We start from the raw sequence: 13,797 nt of genomic DNA on the forward strand, positions 1-13,797 counted from the left end.
ATCAAGGCCGGCGAGACGCTGGCGGTGGTCGAGGCGATGAAGATGCAGAACGTGTTGCGCGCCGAGCGCGACGGCACGGTCAAGGCGATCCATGCCAAGGCTGGTGCGACGCTTGCGGTCGACGCCCTGATCCTCGAGTTTGCGTGAGGCAGGCCGCCTGAACCGCCATGCCCGCCGACGTCGGCCTGCCTCCGGCCGATCGTCGGCGGGATCTCTTTCCCGAAGCATGCGAGACCAAGATGACGACGATTGTGTTTCCTGACGAGTGGAAGAAGATCGCGGAAGGCGAGCTCAAGGCCGATCCGGAAACGCTGGTGCGCCAGACCCCGGAGAATATCGCCATCAAGCCGGTCTATACGGCGTCGGACCTCGAAGGCATCGCGCATCTGGAGTCGCTGCCGGGGGCGCGCCCCTTCGTGCGCGGCCCGCGGGCGACCATGTATGCCGGTCGGCCCTGGACCATCCGGCAGTATGCGGGATTCTCGACGGCGGAAGCCTCGAACGCCTTCTACCGCTCGGCGCTGGCCGCCGGACAGAAGGGCCTGTCGGTGGCCTTCGATCTCGCGACCCATCGCGGCTATGACTCGGATCATCCCCGTGTCGAGGGCGACGTCGGCAAGGCGGGCGTCGCCATCGATTCCGTCGAGGACATGAAGATCCTGTTCGACGGCATTCCGCTCGGCGACATCTCGGTCTCCATGACCATGAACGGCGCGGTGATCCCGATCCTGGCGACCTTCATCGTCGCCGGCGAGGAGCAGGGCGTGCCGACCAAGGCGCTGTCCGGCACCATCCAGAACGACATCCTCAAGGAGTTCATGGTCCGCAACACCTACATCTACCCGCCGCAGGCCTCGATGCGGATCGTGGCCGATATCATCGCCTACACCGCGCAGCACATGCCGCGGTTCAACTCGATCTCGATCTCCGGCTATCATATGCAGGAGGCCGGCGCGACGCTGGTGCAGGAGCTCGCCTTCACGCTGGCCGACGGCCGCGAATATGTCCGCGCGGCGCTCGCCAAGGGGCTCAATGTCGACGACTTCGCCGGGCGGCTGTCGTTCTTCTTCGCCATCGGCATGAACTTCTTCATGGAGGCGGCGAAGCTGCGCGCGGCGCGGCTGATCTGGGCGCGGGTGATGGCCGAGTTCCAGCCGAAGAAGTCGTCGTCGCTGATGCTGCGGACCCATTGCCAGACGTCCGGCGTGTCGCTGCAGGAGCAGGACCCCTACAACAACATCGTGCGCACCGCCTATGAGGCGCTCGCCGCGGTGCTCGGCGGCACGCAGTCGCTGCACACCAACTCGTTCGACGAGGCGATCGCGCTGCCGACCGAGTTCTCCGCGCGGATTGCCCGCAACACCCAGCTCATCCTGCAGCACGAGACCGGCGTCACCGATGTCGTCGATCCGCTCGCCGGCTCCTACTATGTCGAGAAGCTGACCGACGATCTCGCCAGCAGCGCGTGGGCGCTGATGGAGGAAGTCGAGGCCATGGGCGGCATGGCGCAGGCCATCGCCACCGGCTGGCCCAAGCGGCTGATCGAGGAATCCGCGACGCGTCGGCAGGCGGCGGTCGACCGCGGCGATCAGGTGATCGTCGGTGTCAACCGCTTCCGTCTCGAGCAGGAGGATCCCCTCGACATCCTGGAAATCGACAACTCGTCGGTGCGCGCGGCCCAGATCAAGCGCCTCGACGATATCAAGCGCACGCGCGATCCCAAGCGCGTTGCGGCGGCGCTGCACGCGCTGGCCGAAGTGGCGCGCACCGCCGAGGGCAACCTGCTGGCGGCTGCGACGGAAGCCGCGCGCGCCCGCGCCACTGTCGGCGAGATGTCCGATGCGATGCGGCAGGCATTCGGCGACCACGCGGCGGTGCCGACAGTGGTGTCGAACGTTTACAGCAATTCGTATGGCGATGATCCCGAATTCACCAATCTCGTGACCCGGGTCGGCGAGGTCGCGCAGGCGATCGGCGGACAGCCCAGGATCATGGTCGCCAAGCTCGGCCAGGATGGCCATGACCGTGGCGCCAAGGTCATCGCGTCGGCGTTCGGCGACATCGGCTTCGAGGTGATTGCCGGTCCGCTGTTCCAGACGCCGGCTGAAGCGGCCACGATGGCCATACAGTCCAGGGTTCACGTGCTCGGGGTGTCGTCGCTTGCCGCCGGCCACAAGACGCTGGTGCCGCAGGTCATCGAAGAGCTCAAGGCGGCAGGCGCCGGCCACATCGTCGTCGTCTGCGGCGGCGTGGTGCCGCGCCAGGACTATGACGATCTCTACCGCAGCGGTGTCGCGGCGGTGTTCGGGCCCGGCACCAACGTGCTCGATGCCGCCCGCGCCATTCTCGACCTTGTCGAGGGCAAGCGCCGCAACCGCGCGTTCTGAGGCCTGCGGCGGGACGCGTCGACGCGTCTTTCAGCGCATGTCGTCCGGATCCTGGGCGCGCGCCGCGCGGTCGCCGAGCAGGAAGAATTCGTCGAGCTGCGGCGCGCGCTCGGCGGTGCCGGCGAGCATCGCCGTGGCCTGGCCGCGATGATGGATCTGATGCAGAAACAGGTGCGGCAGCACCGTCGCAACGGTTTCCCGGTGGAGTCCCGCTGGGCCACGATCGAGCAGGACGGTCTGGTCGAGACTGGTGGCCGCGAGGCCGTCACAGAAAGCGATCAGTCGCAAGTCCAGCTCCCGCTGCGCGGGCGTCAGTACCTGCATGGTCGGAAAGGGAATCTTGTCGGCGAAGATCACCACGCTGGCAACGCTGCCTGCGAGGCCGGTGAGATAGAAGCGGTCGACCAGCAGGATATGATTGAGCGTCAGTTGCAGTGAGGGAAAGAAGTTCGTGCGCTCGCGCGCGAACTCGTGGTCGGACAGGCGACTGCAGGTCCTGGACAGGCGAGCATTGGACCAGGCGTTGTTGCGGGCCATGGCACGATAGTGCTCGATAAGGGGATCCATCGCTTCCTTCTTCGGCTGGCCTGGCGGCATCGCATGGTCTGCGACGGCGGTGTGCACCGGTTTGAGCACTTCAGGTTACGCGGCCGCGCAAGAGGGCGCACACTAGTTCGCGCACAGCAGCGACGTTTCGTGGCAGATGAAGCCCGGCGGGCTGTTGCGCACCCGGATGGTCTCGATGCGGGTCATGGACAGCGCCATGAACTTGTCGAGGCGGTCGATCTGCATGTCGAACCGCTTGCGGAGGCGATCGGTCAGCTTGGTCATGGCCGCTCGGGTGGTGTCGTCGAATGTCGGCGGCGGCGCGTCCGCCTTGACGGCCGCCGTCCAGCGGCGGATCGGTTCGATATCGCGGTGCAGGTGATCGAAACAGGTATAGATTACAGCGAGATGATGCTTGGCGCTGCGCCAATCGACCTGCGGTGCTCCCGGTTGCGACGACAATGGCGCCATCGTCCAGCGTGCCACGTTCTGACCGGGGGCGATCAGCGTGTCGCAATCGATATTCGCGGCACCGATCGTGCTCAGGGTCAGCGGGTCCTGCAGCACTTTGTCGACGGGGGATGTCGTGGTCGGCCAACTCGGCCAATCGATATAGATCTCGGCCCGGCGCGCGATCACGTCGATCGATTGGCGCAGCTCGATCCGCGCACGCGTGTAGTCGTCATAGGCCGCTTTCGCCTGCGCGCCGAGAAAGCCGAGCCGGCTGTCGAGATCAGTGTCGGCCTCGAGCGCGGCGACATAGTTGAACACCAGCATCTGCTGCAGCGTGATGGCGCGGGACAACAGGTCCGAGGTCTCGGTGAAGGTCTTGGTGACTTGCTCGAGGTCGGTCTCCGCCGCCTTGAGGCGATGTTCGACGGTCCAAGAGTTGTACTGGATCAGCGCGCTCACCAGCCAGCCCAGCACCGACAGCAGGATGGCGACGCCGCTGAGCTGGCCGAGCGCCTTGAACGGCGCTTCCACGCGCTGCAGCCGATTGATCACGTCCTGCCAGGTCATGGGTGCCCCGCGTCGAACGGAAAGGCGGTCGGTGATGGCCAAGCGCCAGGGACCGATGGCACAATTCTAGCGCAAGGAGTGTGATGGTTAAATTACAACTTTTGTGGGGTGGCAGGGGCGATCAGGCCACAAGCCTGCAGGCCGGCCGCTCGATGGTCGCGGCAGCCACGCAGCGGTCGCGCCCCTGGTGCTTGGCGTCATAGAGCGCAAGGTCGGCGGACTTGATGAGGTCGGCCGGGCCGAGGCCTGCCTGCGGCATCATCGCGGCGATGCCGATGCTGAGGGTGGGGCACAGGTCCGGCCGGCCATGCTGCTGCTCGCGCAGCGACAGCACGCTCGCGCGCATCGCACTCGCCACCCGCAGGGCGTTGTCGGCGGTCAGGCCCGGCAGCAGCACGGCGAATTCCTCGCCGCCATAACGGGCGCACAGGTCGGAGGCGCGTTCGGCATGTGCCGCGATGCACGCGGCAATCGCCGCCAGCGCGGCATCGCCAGCCTGATGCCCGTGCTGGTCGTTGAAGGCCTTGAAATGGTCGGCGTCGATCATCAGCAGCGCGATCGGGCTCCTGTTGCGCCGGGCGCGGTACCATTCGGCCTCGATGGCATCGTCGAACCGCCGGCGGTTGCTGAGGCCGGTGAGGGCGTCGGTGCTGGCGAGGCGGGCGAGCTGATTTTCGGCAGCGCTGCGGCGCTTCAGCGCGGCGATCAGGAACAGCGTCAGCGCCATCACGATGGCGCACAGCGCCAGCGTCAGCGTGCCGATCAGCCACACCTCGCGTAGCCAGTCGGCGAAGATCGTTCGCATAGACAGGCCCTGCACCACCACCAGCGGATGGCGGCCGATCTGCTGATAGACGAACAGCCGTTCGATGCCGTCGAGCGCGGAGGTGGTCTGGTAGGTTCCTGCCGTGAGCGAGATGAGCTGCCTGAAGGTGGACGCCTTGCCGAGGTTGCGCCCGATGGTGTCGATGTCGAACGGCGCGCGCATCAGGATGACGCCGTCGGCGCTCATCAGGTTGATGGAATCATCGGGGCCGAGCTGCAGCTTCCTGAACAGGTCGTGGAAGTAGCTCAGCCGCATGCTGCCTGCGACCACGCCGGCGAACGAGCCGTCGGGATGGCTCATGCGCCGGCTGAAGCTCAGGAGGTACTGGCCGTCGTCGGCGATCCAGGGCCTGCTGATGAACAGACCGAGATCGGGCTGGCGCTGGTGCGCCTGGAAGAAGTCATGGCCGGTATAGTTGCGCGGCGCGGGCGACAGCGAGCGCGAATCCAGCATGACCCGGCCCTCGGCATTCAATACCAGGATCGAGCCCATGTCCTTGGCCGTGGCGGCGCGGTCGAACAGCACCACCTGGCGCAGCTCAGGCCGGATCACGGCGATTTCAGGCAGCTTCATGCCGTCGACCACGGCCTGCAGCGACAGATCGTAGAGCTCGATGTTGCGGCCGATCTCGCTGGCGAGGCTGGCGACCAGGTTGGTTGCGGCGGTGCGGCTGTGATCGAAATCCTTGGTGCGCATCTGCCACAGCACGGCGCCGCAGATGCAGGAAAAGCTCAGCGTGACCGCCAGCCCGAGCAGCAACAGCCGCCGGGTCGGCGCGCTTCTGTGCTGCAGATATCGCCTGTACATCTGGATGTCCCCGTCCCCCCGCCCGCGCTCCCCAGCGCGTGCCTTTTCCTGATAGCGGAATGCTGTTGAGGAAGACGGCGCAATTTTCCGGCAATCCGCACGGCGCCGGTCACACTTTGCTAACCATGGCGGGCAGGCCGCCGAGCATCCGGTTGCCGGGGCCGTCGGTTCGCTGGTCGCGACGGTATGAGCCGCGCGACCGGCCGCCGTGTCGAAAGCCGTTTCAGGGCTGCAGCACGACCTTGCCGGCCTCACCGGAGGCGGCAAGGGCGAAGGCCGCATCGAAGTCGGCCAGGGGAAGGCGATGCGTCATCACCTGGGCAAGCTGCGGGCCGTGCGTTCTGAGCAGCGTCTCCACCTGCAGCCAGGTCTGGTCGAGGCGCCGGCCATAGACGCCGCGCAGCGTGATCTCACCGAGAATGACATGGCGGGCCATGTCGATGCTGAAGGAGCGTTCCGGCAGGCTTGCGAACACGATGTCGCCGCCCTTGCGGGTTTGCGCCAGAGCATCCTGGAAGGCCTGCTCGCTGCCGGAGGTTTCGATCACGACGTCGAATTTTTCGCGCGCGAGCTGTGCCGGCATCGCATCGCCGAGCGACTGGCGGGCGGGATCGGCCACAACATCAGCGCCGAGCCGCTGTGCGAGCGCGCGCCGGTAGGCGGCAAGATCGGTGGCCATGATGCGGCCGGCGCCGTAGGCGCGTGCGGCGGCGACCGCGAACAGGCCGATCGGGCCGCAGCCGACCACCAGCACGTTGGCGCCGGTGACGGACACTTCGGTGACGGCGCGGACGGAGACGCCGAGCGGCTCCATCATGGTGGCGAAGTCGACCGCAATGCCGTCGGGAACGAGGCGCAGCAGCGCCTCCGGCACCACGGTATGGTCGGCGAAGCAGCCGAGGCCCATGCGGCTGAACAGCCGGAGATTGTCGCAGGTGTGGCCGCGTCCCAGCCGGCATTGCCGGCACTCGCCGCACGGCAGGTGGGTCTCGGCGCTAACGATGTCGCCAGCGTGCACCCGCGTCACCGCGGCGCCGGTGCCGACCACGGTGCCGCCGAACTCATGCCCGAGCGGGAGCGGCGGGCGATAGCTGTGCGCGGCCCATTCGTTCCACTTGTAGATGTGCAGGTCGGTGCCGCAGATCGAGGCGCTGTGGATGCGGACCAGCACGTCGTGCGGACCGAGCGCGGCGATCGGCTGCCGGCGCAGGCCAAGGCTGCGCGGCGCCGCCGCCTCCTTGAAGACCGAGCGTGTATCGATGCTCATCGGGACGCTCCGCGGCCGGTGCGCGTCTTGCGGCGATCGTCGGCCGGTGCCGTCTGAGGCGGGGCATCGGAAAAATCCGATCGCATCAGCGCGGCGAGCTCCGCCGCCTCGCGCTGCAGCAGCTGCACCACTTCCGGGATGCGCTCGCCGCGCAGCCGCTCGGCGATCGCCGCGACGCTGAGCGACGCCAGCGGGCGCCCCTCGGCATCGAGCACGGGAACGCCGATCGCATTCATGCCGGGGATCACCTGTCCATCGATGAACGAGAAGCCGTAGCGGCGGGTTTCCGCCACCAGCGCGCGCAACTGCTCGGCGTTGAAGCGCGGATAGTCCGCGAGCCAGCGGTGGTTGCCGGCAATGGCGGCGTCGATCTCGGCGTCGGACAGGAACGCGAGTATCGCAAGGCTGCCCGATCCGATGCCGAGCGGACGGCGATGGCCGACCTCGAGCGACAGTGTCCGGATCGGAAACGCTCCCACTTCGCGGCCGACGCACACCGCGGCGAAACCTTCGCGCACGGAGACGTAGGCCGTGTCGGCGGTGCTCCGCGCGATGCGCTCGAGAAACGGGTGGGCGAGGGCGGCAACGTTGCGATGACGCGCGGTGGTTGCGAGCAGGCAGAGACCGACGCCGAGGCGATAGCGGCGTGAGGTGGCATCCTGGGCGACGAATCCGACATCCGACAGCGCGCCGAGCAGACGGTGGACCGTCGCCTTGCCGAGCCCGGTGCGGCGGGCGACGTCGCTGAGCATGGCGCCGCGTTCGCCTTCGCCGACCAGCGCCGCCAGCAGCTTGGCTGCGCGATCGATGGTCTTGACCGCAGCGGCTATTTCACCGCCGCGCTCGAGGGGGTCGTCTGCTGTCAATTCCATTATTCCTCTCGATAGCGCTTCTATTTTGAAACGGATCTCATGCCCGCCAGGTCGGAAAAGATCCTCCGTCCGGCTTTTTGACCGCACTTTTTCAAGCCAGCCATTTGACATCGCAATTCTGAGTGTGCAATCGTTCCGTATAATAAATATTGTTGTTCCGCAATACGGAACGATATGGGAGGTCGCTGATGCCGTCCGAGCCTCACCCTGGAGCACCTGCTCCACATGAGCGCAGCGAGCTGAGCAGAGCGCCTCGCGCCCATGGCCGGGTGCGGGACAAGGTCGCCGTTGTCTTCGGGGCGGGATCATCCGGGGCGGGGTGGGGGAACGGCAAGGCGGCGGCCGTGCTGTATGCCCGGGAAGGGGCGCGTGTCGTGGCGGTGGATCTTCAGCGCACGGCGGCGGAAGAGACAGCCGGCCTCATCCGTGAGGAAGGCGGGCAATGCCTTGCGCTTCAGGCGGATGTGACGTCGAGCGAGGCCGTGGCGAATGTCGTGCGCGAGGCGGTCGCTGCGGTGGGCGCCATCGACATCCTGCACAACAATGTCGGCATCACTCACATGGGCGACGTGATCGAGGCCAGCGAGCAGAGCTGGCGGCGGGTGATCGACACCAACCTGACGAGCGCATTCCTGACCTGCAAGCACGTCCTGCCGGTCATGCTCGCACGGCAGCGTGGCGCCATCGTCAACGTGTCTTCGCTCGCCTCGATCCAGGTCAACAGCTATCCCTACGTTTCGTATTACGCGGCGAAGGCGGGGCTCAACCACTTCACGCGCGCCATCGCGGTCCAGTATGCGGCGCGCGGCGTTCGCGCCAATGCGGTGCTGCCGGGCGTGATCGATACGCCGCTTGTGCGAACTCAGATCGCCGGCCGCTACGAGAGCACCGAGGCGATGATGACCGCCCGCCATGCCGCAAGCCCGATGGGGCGCATGGGCGACGCCTGGGACGTGGCCCGCGCCGCGCTGTTTCTGGCCTCCGACGAGGCCGCCTACATTACCGGCGTCTGCCTGCCCGTCGACGGCGGCAAGAGCTGCGTCGGGCGCTGAATTTCAGACGACAACAACGATCGGCACAATGCCGTCGAATTTCATGGAGGATGCCATGCTCGAGTTGAGCCGTCGACGTTTTCTCGCGGCGGTCGGGGCGGGGACGATTGCGAGCCCGTTCATCCGGCTGAGGTCGGCAAGCGCTGCCGAATTCGCCTACAAATATGCCGGCAACGTCAATGCCGAGCATCCCCTGACGCGCAACATCGCGATCGCCGCCGACAAGATCCGCGAGCGGACCGCGGGGCGCGTCGATATCCAGATTTTTCCCAACAGTCAGCTCGGGTCGGAAATGGACATGCTGACCCAGGTACGCACCGGCGCGATCGAATTCTACACCATCTCCGGCCTCGTGCTCGCTTCGCTGGTGCCGATCGCCTCGATCAACGGCATCGGCTTCGCCTTTCCGGACTATCCGGATGTGTGGCGGGCGATGGACGGCAAGCTCGGCGCGCATGTGCGCGCGGCGATCGACAAGTTCAGTGTCGTAACCTTCCCGCGGATCTGGAGCGGCGGTTATCGCCAGGTGACGTCGAGCGTCAGGCCGGTGCGCACTCCGGCGGACCTGCAGGGCTTCAAGATCCGTGTGCCGGTCAGCCCGCTGTGGACCTCGATGTTCAAGGCGTTCGGCGCTGCGCCCGTCAGCATCAACTGGGGCGAGGTGTATTCGTCGCTGCAGACGCGGGTGGTCGACGGGCAGGAGACGCCGCTCGTCAGCATCGAGAGCGCCAAGCTCTACGAGGTGCAGAAGTACTGTTCGCTCACCAACCACATGTGGGACGGCTTCTGGTTCCTGGCCAACCGCCGCGCGCTCGACCGTCTGCCGCCGGACCTGCGCGATATCGTCGTCGGCACGATCGATGACCAGGCGATCGCCCAGCGGGCCGAAGTGGAGCGCCTCAACAAGAACCTGCAGCAGGCGCTGACCCGTCTCGGGCTCGTCTTCAATGCGACGGAGCCGGAGCCGTTCCAGGAGGCGCTGCGCAAGGGCGGCTTCTACGAGGACTGGAAGGGGCGGTATGGCGAAGCCGCGTGGGCGCTGCTCGAGGAAAGCGCCGGAAGGAAGCTGTCATGACCGTCGCCGAGCGGGTGCCGGACGCGCATGCGAGCGCGATTGCCGGCGGCGGCGCAGCGTGGCTGCGCGACATCGAGAACGGCCTGTCGCTGGTCGTCGCCGTTCTCGCCGGCGCGCTGGTGGTGGCCGAAAGCATCATTCTGCTCGCAGGGATCGTCGCGCGCTATGTCTTCCATGCGCCGCTGCTGTGGTCGGACGAACTGGCGTCGATCCTGTTCAGCTGGCTCGCCCTGCTTGGCGCGGCGATGGCATTTCGCCGCGGTGAGCACATGCGCATGACCGCGGTGATCGCCCGTGTACCGCCGTCGCTGCGCCAGTTCCTCGATGTGCTGGCGACGGCGCTCGCCACCGCCTTTGTGATTGTGATCCTTCCGGCGGCAGTCGAGCTCGCGCAGGAGGAGGCGCTGATGCTGACCCCGGCGCTGGAGATCTCCGGTGCCTGGCGCGCCGCGGCGCTGCCGGTCGGCGCCGCCGTGATGGCGGCGTTCGGCGTGCTGCGCCTTGCCCAGACGGCGGATCGGCGCCGTGCTGTGACCGCCGTGCTGGTCACGGTCGCCGCGGTGCTGCTGGTCGGCGCCTGTGCGCCGCTGTTCGCCGGCCTCGGTTATTTCAACCTGCTGATCTTCTTCGTCGGCTTCGTGTTCGTGATGGTGTTCGCAGGCGTGCCCATCGCCTTCGCGTTCGGCCTTGCCACCTTCGGCTACGTCTCGGTCGCCACCCATGCGCCGATGCTGGTGGTGGTGAGCCGTATCAACGAGGGCATGGGGCATCTCATCCTGCTGTCGGTGCCGCTGTTCGTTCTGCTCGGCATGATGATCGAGATGACCGGGATGGCGCGCGCCATGGTCCAGTTCCTCGCGAGCCTGCTCGGCCATGTCCGCGGCGGGCTGTCCTACGTGCTGGTCGGCGCGATGTATCTGGTGTCCGGCATCTCGGGCGCCAAGGCGGCCGACATGGCGGCGGTGGCGCCGGTGCTGTTTCCGGAGATGACGGCGCGCGGCGCCAAGCCCGGCGACCTGGTGGCGCTGCTCGCGGCGACCGGCGCACAGACCGAAACCGTGCCACCGAGCCTTGTGCTGATCACCCTCGGCTCGGTCACCGGCATCTCGATCGCCGCGCTGTTCACCGGCGGGCTGCTGCCGGCACTGGTGCTGGCGGTGACGCTGTGTCTGACCGTCGCCTGGCGCTATCGCCGCGAAGATCTGTCCGGCATCGTCCGGCCGACGTGGCGGCACATTGGGCGGGCCTTCCTGGTCGCGCTGCCGGCGCTTGCGCTGCCGTTCGTGATCCGCGCCGCGGTGATGGAAGGCATTGCCACCGCCACCGAGGTCTCGACGATCGGCATCGTCTATGCGGCGCTGGTCGGCGTCCTGATCTACCGCCAGTTCGACTGGCGGAAGCTGCTGCCGAAGCTCGTGGAGACCGCGGTGCTGTCCGGCGCCATCCTGTTCATCATCGGCACCGCCACTGCGATGGGCTGGGCGCTGACCCAGTCGGGCTTTTCGCAGACGCTGACGAAGGCGATGGCAGGCCTGTCCGGCGGCGCCGCGGTGTTCATGGCGGTGTCGGTGCTGGTATTCATCGTGCTCGGCAGCGTGCTGGAGGGCATTCCGGCGATCGTGCTGTTCGGGCCGCTGCTGTTTCCGGTGGCGCGGCAGCTCGGCATTCACGAGGTGCACTACGCCATGGTCGCCATTCTCGCGATGGGGCTTGGTCTGTTCGCGCCGCCGTTCGGCGTCGGTTACTACGCCGCCTGCGCCATCGGGCGCGTCAATCCGGATGAAGGCATGCGGCCGATCTGGGGCTATCTGCTGGCGCTACTTGCAGGCACCGTGCTGGTCGCCAGCGTGCCGTGGATCTCCATCGGCTTCCTGTGAGGTGGGGCGCTCATGAGCGATGACAAGCAGCAGACGCCGACACGGCGCTGGGTCAACCGGCCCGAGGGCTCCAACTGGGGCGAGTTCGGTGACGACGACCAGCTCGGTCGTCTCAATCTCATCACCGCGCACAAGGTGCGCGAGGGACTTGCCGAGGCACGAGAAGGTCTGACCTTCTGCCTCAGCCTGCCGCTGGACTATCCGGGAGGACGGGCGCTCGCGCCGCATCGCTTCCCGCCACGGCGGATGTCGACCGAACGGCGCGGCGAGCGCTTCTTCAATTATCGCTTCGCGCATGAGGGGGCGCAGTTCTGCGACTGCGGTTGTGACGATGCGGTGTTGCTGTGCACCCAGTACTCGACCCAGTGGGACAGCCTCGCCCATATCGGTGCGCTGTTCGACGCCGATGGCGACGGCGTCGCCGAGCCGGTCTATTATAACGGGTACCGTGCGGAGACGGATGTCGTGGCACCGGAGAACGCAACGGTCGCGAGCGCGCTCGGCGTTGAACGCATGGCGGAGCGCTGCATCCAGGGCCGCGGCGTCCTGGTCGATCTCGCACATCACTTCGGGCGGGCGCGGACGCTCGTCGGCTATGACGACCTGATGCGCGTGATGGAGGCCGACCGCGTCGAGGTCGGGGGCGGCGACATCCTCTGCCTGCACACCGGTTTTGCCGACGTGGTGCTGGAGATGAATCGCAACCCCGATCCCACGGTGTTGCACAACGCGTGTACCGCTCTGGACGGTGCGGATGCACGGCTGCTGCAGTGGATCACCGACAGCGGCGTCGCCGCCATCGCCGCCGACAACTATGCCGTCGAGGCGATTCCGGCGCGCGGGCCGGAGCAGGGCGCGCGGCCGTTCGTGCCGCTGCACCATCACTGCCTGTTCAAGCTCGGCGTGCCGCTCGGCGAGCTGTGGTACCTCGGCGCGCTCGGCCGCTGGCTCAGGGAGCATCGCCGCTCGCGCTTCCTGCTCACCGCGCCGCCGCTGCGGCTGCCCGGCGCGGTGGGGTCTCCGGTCACGCCCGTGGCGACGGTTTAGACCATGACGGGGCTGGTGCTCGACAGCATTACCGAGCTGCCGCCGTGCATTGCCGGCCGTGCGGTCGTCGCGGCGTCCCATGGCGGTATCTATTCGGCCCGCTGCGCGCTCGCCGCCGCGGCCGGTGGTGTGATCCTCTGTGACGCCGGCATCGGCCGCGAGCAGGCCGGCGTTGCCGGCCTCGCGCTGCTCGATGTCCATGGCGTGCCGGCTGCGGCCGTCAGCCACGCCTCGGCGCGGATCGGCGACGGCGCCGATTGCCTCGCGCGCGGCGTGCTGTCGGTGGCGAACGGGGCGGCGCGGCGGCTCGGCCTTGGCGAGGGCATGCGGGCCGCCGAGGCGCTTGTCCGTTTGCAGGATGCGCTGCCGCCGTCTGTGGCAGCGGTGCGCCCGACGGACAGCGGCGTGCGACGGATCAACGGCGGCCCCGGCGGCGGGGCAGCACAGGCGCGGTGCGCGATCGCCGATTTCCTGCCGGTGCCGGTGGTGACGATCGATTCCAACTCGCTGGTCACGGCGGCGGATGCCGATGCCATCGTGCTGACTGGCTCGCACGGCGGACTGCTCGGTGGCCGTCGCGGTTCGGCGATCAAGCACCGTGTCTTCGCCGTGGTCTACAACGACGCCGATGTCGGCGTCGACGGCGCCGGCATCTCCCGCCTCGGCGCGCTCGATGCGCTCGGCATTCCTGCCGCCACCGTCAGCGCGTGGAGCGCCCGCATCGGTGACGGACGTTCGACCCTCGCCGACGGCTTCATCACCCATGTCAACCGCAGTGCCGCCGCGATCGGCGGCGAGCGCGGCATTTCGAGTCCGGCGTTCGTCAGCCGCCTTGCCGCGGTCTGGATCGATGCAAGGAGGAATGGCGCGTGAATGTCACCTGCGTGTCCGGCAATGCCGCCTCCGGTGCTGTGAAACCCGCATCCCGGCGCGAATGCTGCCCGGCCTCGACAGCCGGCCGTTCAAGGCGACCAGGGGCGATCGGCAGATGTGAGGCCGGCCGCCCCTTGTGAGGCCGAGG

Annotated in this window: 12 protein-coding genes; 7 read left to right on the forward strand and 5 right to left on the reverse strand. The window is 67.5% G+C overall.

Annotated elements, in window-relative coordinates:
• Both AB4Z37_RS15230 and scpA read left to right on the forward strand, forming a co-directional pair.
• On the forward strand, positions 1-147 hold a 147-nt coding region (locus tag AB4Z37_RS15230), incomplete at its 5' end, for an acetyl-CoA carboxylase biotin carboxyl carrier protein subunit (RefSeq protein WP_441517809.1).
• Positions 148-239: 92 nt separating this feature from the next.
• Positions 240-2,387, forward strand: coding sequence for a methylmalonyl-CoA mutase (gene scpA, locus AB4Z37_RS15235; protein WP_441517589.1), 2,148 nt, complete (start codon positions 240-242; stop codon positions 2,385-2,387).
• Between the two features lie 30 nt (positions 2,388-2,417).
• Here scpA and AB4Z37_RS15240 read toward each other — a convergent pair whose 3' ends face one another.
• The 5 genes from AB4Z37_RS15240 to AB4Z37_RS15260 form a co-directional block, all read right to left on the reverse strand.
• On the reverse strand, positions 2,418-2,954 hold the full coding sequence (locus AB4Z37_RS15240) for a DinB family protein (protein WP_441517590.1): 537 nt from the start codon (positions 2,952-2,954) through the stop codon (positions 2,418-2,420).
• A 102-nt stretch (positions 2,955-3,056) separates the two neighbouring features.
• Positions 3,057-3,953, reverse strand: coding sequence for a hypothetical protein (locus AB4Z37_RS15245; RefSeq protein WP_441517591.1), 897 nt, complete (start codon positions 3,951-3,953; stop codon positions 3,057-3,059).
• A 121-nt stretch (positions 3,954-4,074) separates the two neighbouring features.
• The gene (locus tag AB4Z37_RS15250) at positions 4,075-5,586 is read right to left on the reverse strand and encodes a sensor domain-containing diguanylate cyclase (RefSeq protein WP_441517592.1); all 1,512 of its coding nucleotides are present in this window, start codon (positions 5,584-5,586) and stop codon (positions 4,075-4,077) included.
• A 223-nt stretch (positions 5,587-5,809) separates the two neighbouring features.
• On the reverse strand, positions 5,810-6,853 hold the full coding sequence (locus AB4Z37_RS15255) for an alcohol dehydrogenase catalytic domain-containing protein (protein WP_441517593.1): 1,044 nt from the start codon (positions 6,851-6,853) through the stop codon (positions 5,810-5,812).
• A complete protein-coding gene (locus AB4Z37_RS15260) occupies positions 6,850-7,725 on the reverse strand; it encodes an IclR family transcriptional regulator (protein WP_441517594.1) in 876 nt (291 codons plus the stop codon). The genes AB4Z37_RS15255 and AB4Z37_RS15260 overlap by 4 nt, the downstream gene beginning before the upstream one ends.
• Before the next feature lie 188 nt (positions 7,726-7,913).
• Between AB4Z37_RS15260 and AB4Z37_RS15265 the strand changes: the two genes are divergently transcribed.
• The 5 genes from AB4Z37_RS15265 to AB4Z37_RS15285 are packed head-to-tail and all read left to right on the forward strand — an operon-like array spanning position 7,914 to position 13,649.
• A complete protein-coding gene (locus tag AB4Z37_RS15265) occupies positions 7,914-8,777 on the forward strand; it encodes an SDR family NAD(P)-dependent oxidoreductase (RefSeq protein WP_441517595.1) in 864 nt (287 codons plus the stop codon).
• A gap of 55 nt (positions 8,778-8,832) precedes the next feature.
• Positions 8,833-9,852 (forward strand): TRAP transporter substrate-binding protein, encoded by a 1,020-nt coding sequence (locus AB4Z37_RS15270; RefSeq protein WP_441517596.1) that lies wholly within the window; start codon positions 8,833-8,835, stop codon positions 9,850-9,852.
• Positions 9,849-11,729: a TRAP transporter large permease gene (locus AB4Z37_RS15275; RefSeq protein WP_441517597.1), complete on the forward strand. Its 1,881-nt coding sequence runs from the start codon at positions 9,849-9,851 to the stop codon at positions 11,727-11,729. Before AB4Z37_RS15270 ends, AB4Z37_RS15275 begins: the two co-directional genes overlap by 4 nt.
• Before the next feature lie 12 nt (positions 11,730-11,741).
• Entirely contained in the window at positions 11,742-12,776 is a 1,035-nt protein-coding gene (locus tag AB4Z37_RS15280) for a cyclase family protein (RefSeq protein WP_441517598.1), read from the forward strand.
• Positions 12,777-12,779: 3 nt separating this feature from the next.
• Complete coding sequence (locus AB4Z37_RS15285) at positions 12,780-13,649, forward strand: hypothetical protein (protein ID WP_441517599.1); 870 nt, start codon at positions 12,780-12,782, stop codon at positions 13,647-13,649.
• The last annotated feature ends 148 nt before the right edge of the window (positions 13,650-13,797 follow it).

Origin of the sequence: Bradyrhizobium sp. 2TAF24 (assembly GCF_052115025.1) — a bacterium.
In the GTDB taxonomy this organism is placed as follows: domain Bacteria; phylum Pseudomonadota; class Alphaproteobacteria; order Rhizobiales; family Xanthobacteraceae; genus Bradyrhizobium_A.

Bases quoted from the DNA above. Each gene is read 5' to 3' on its own strand.
- AB4Z37_RS15250 (WP_441517592.1), bottom strand. From the start codon at position 5,586: ATGTACAGGCGATATCTGCAGCACAGAAGCGCGCCGACCCGGCGGCTG.
- AB4Z37_RS15245 (WP_441517591.1), bottom strand. From the start codon at position 3,953: ATGACCTGGCAGGACGTGATCAATCGGCTGCAGCGCGTGGAAGCGCCG.
- AB4Z37_RS15240 (WP_441517590.1), bottom strand. From the start codon at position 2,954: ATGGATCCCCTTATCGAGCACTATCGTGCCATGGCCCGCAACAACGCC.
- AB4Z37_RS15255 (WP_441517593.1), bottom strand. From the start codon at position 6,853: ATGAGCATCGATACACGCTCGGTCTTCAAGGAGGCGGCGGCGCCGCGC.
- AB4Z37_RS15270 (WP_441517596.1), top strand. From the start codon at position 8,833: ATGCTCGAGTTGAGCCGTCGACGTTTTCTCGCGGCGGTCGGGGCGGGG.
- AB4Z37_RS15285 (WP_441517599.1), top strand. From the start codon at position 12,780: ATGACGGGGCTGGTGCTCGACAGCATTACCGAGCTGCCGCCGTGCATT.
- AB4Z37_RS15260 (WP_441517594.1), bottom strand. From the start codon at position 7,725: ATGGAATTGACAGCAGACGACCCCCTCGAGCGCGGCGGTGAAATAGCC.
- AB4Z37_RS15275 (WP_441517597.1), top strand. From the start codon at position 9,849: ATGACCGTCGCCGAGCGGGTGCCGGACGCGCATGCGAGCGCGATTGCC.
- AB4Z37_RS15265 (WP_441517595.1), top strand. From the start codon at position 7,914: ATGCCGTCCGAGCCTCACCCTGGAGCACCTGCTCCACATGAGCGCAGC.
- scpA (WP_441517589.1), top strand. From the start codon at position 240: ATGACGACGATTGTGTTTCCTGACGAGTGGAAGAAGATCGCGGAAGGC.
- AB4Z37_RS15280 (WP_441517598.1), top strand. From the start codon at position 11,742: ATGAGCGATGACAAGCAGCAGACGCCGACACGGCGCTGGGTCAACCGG.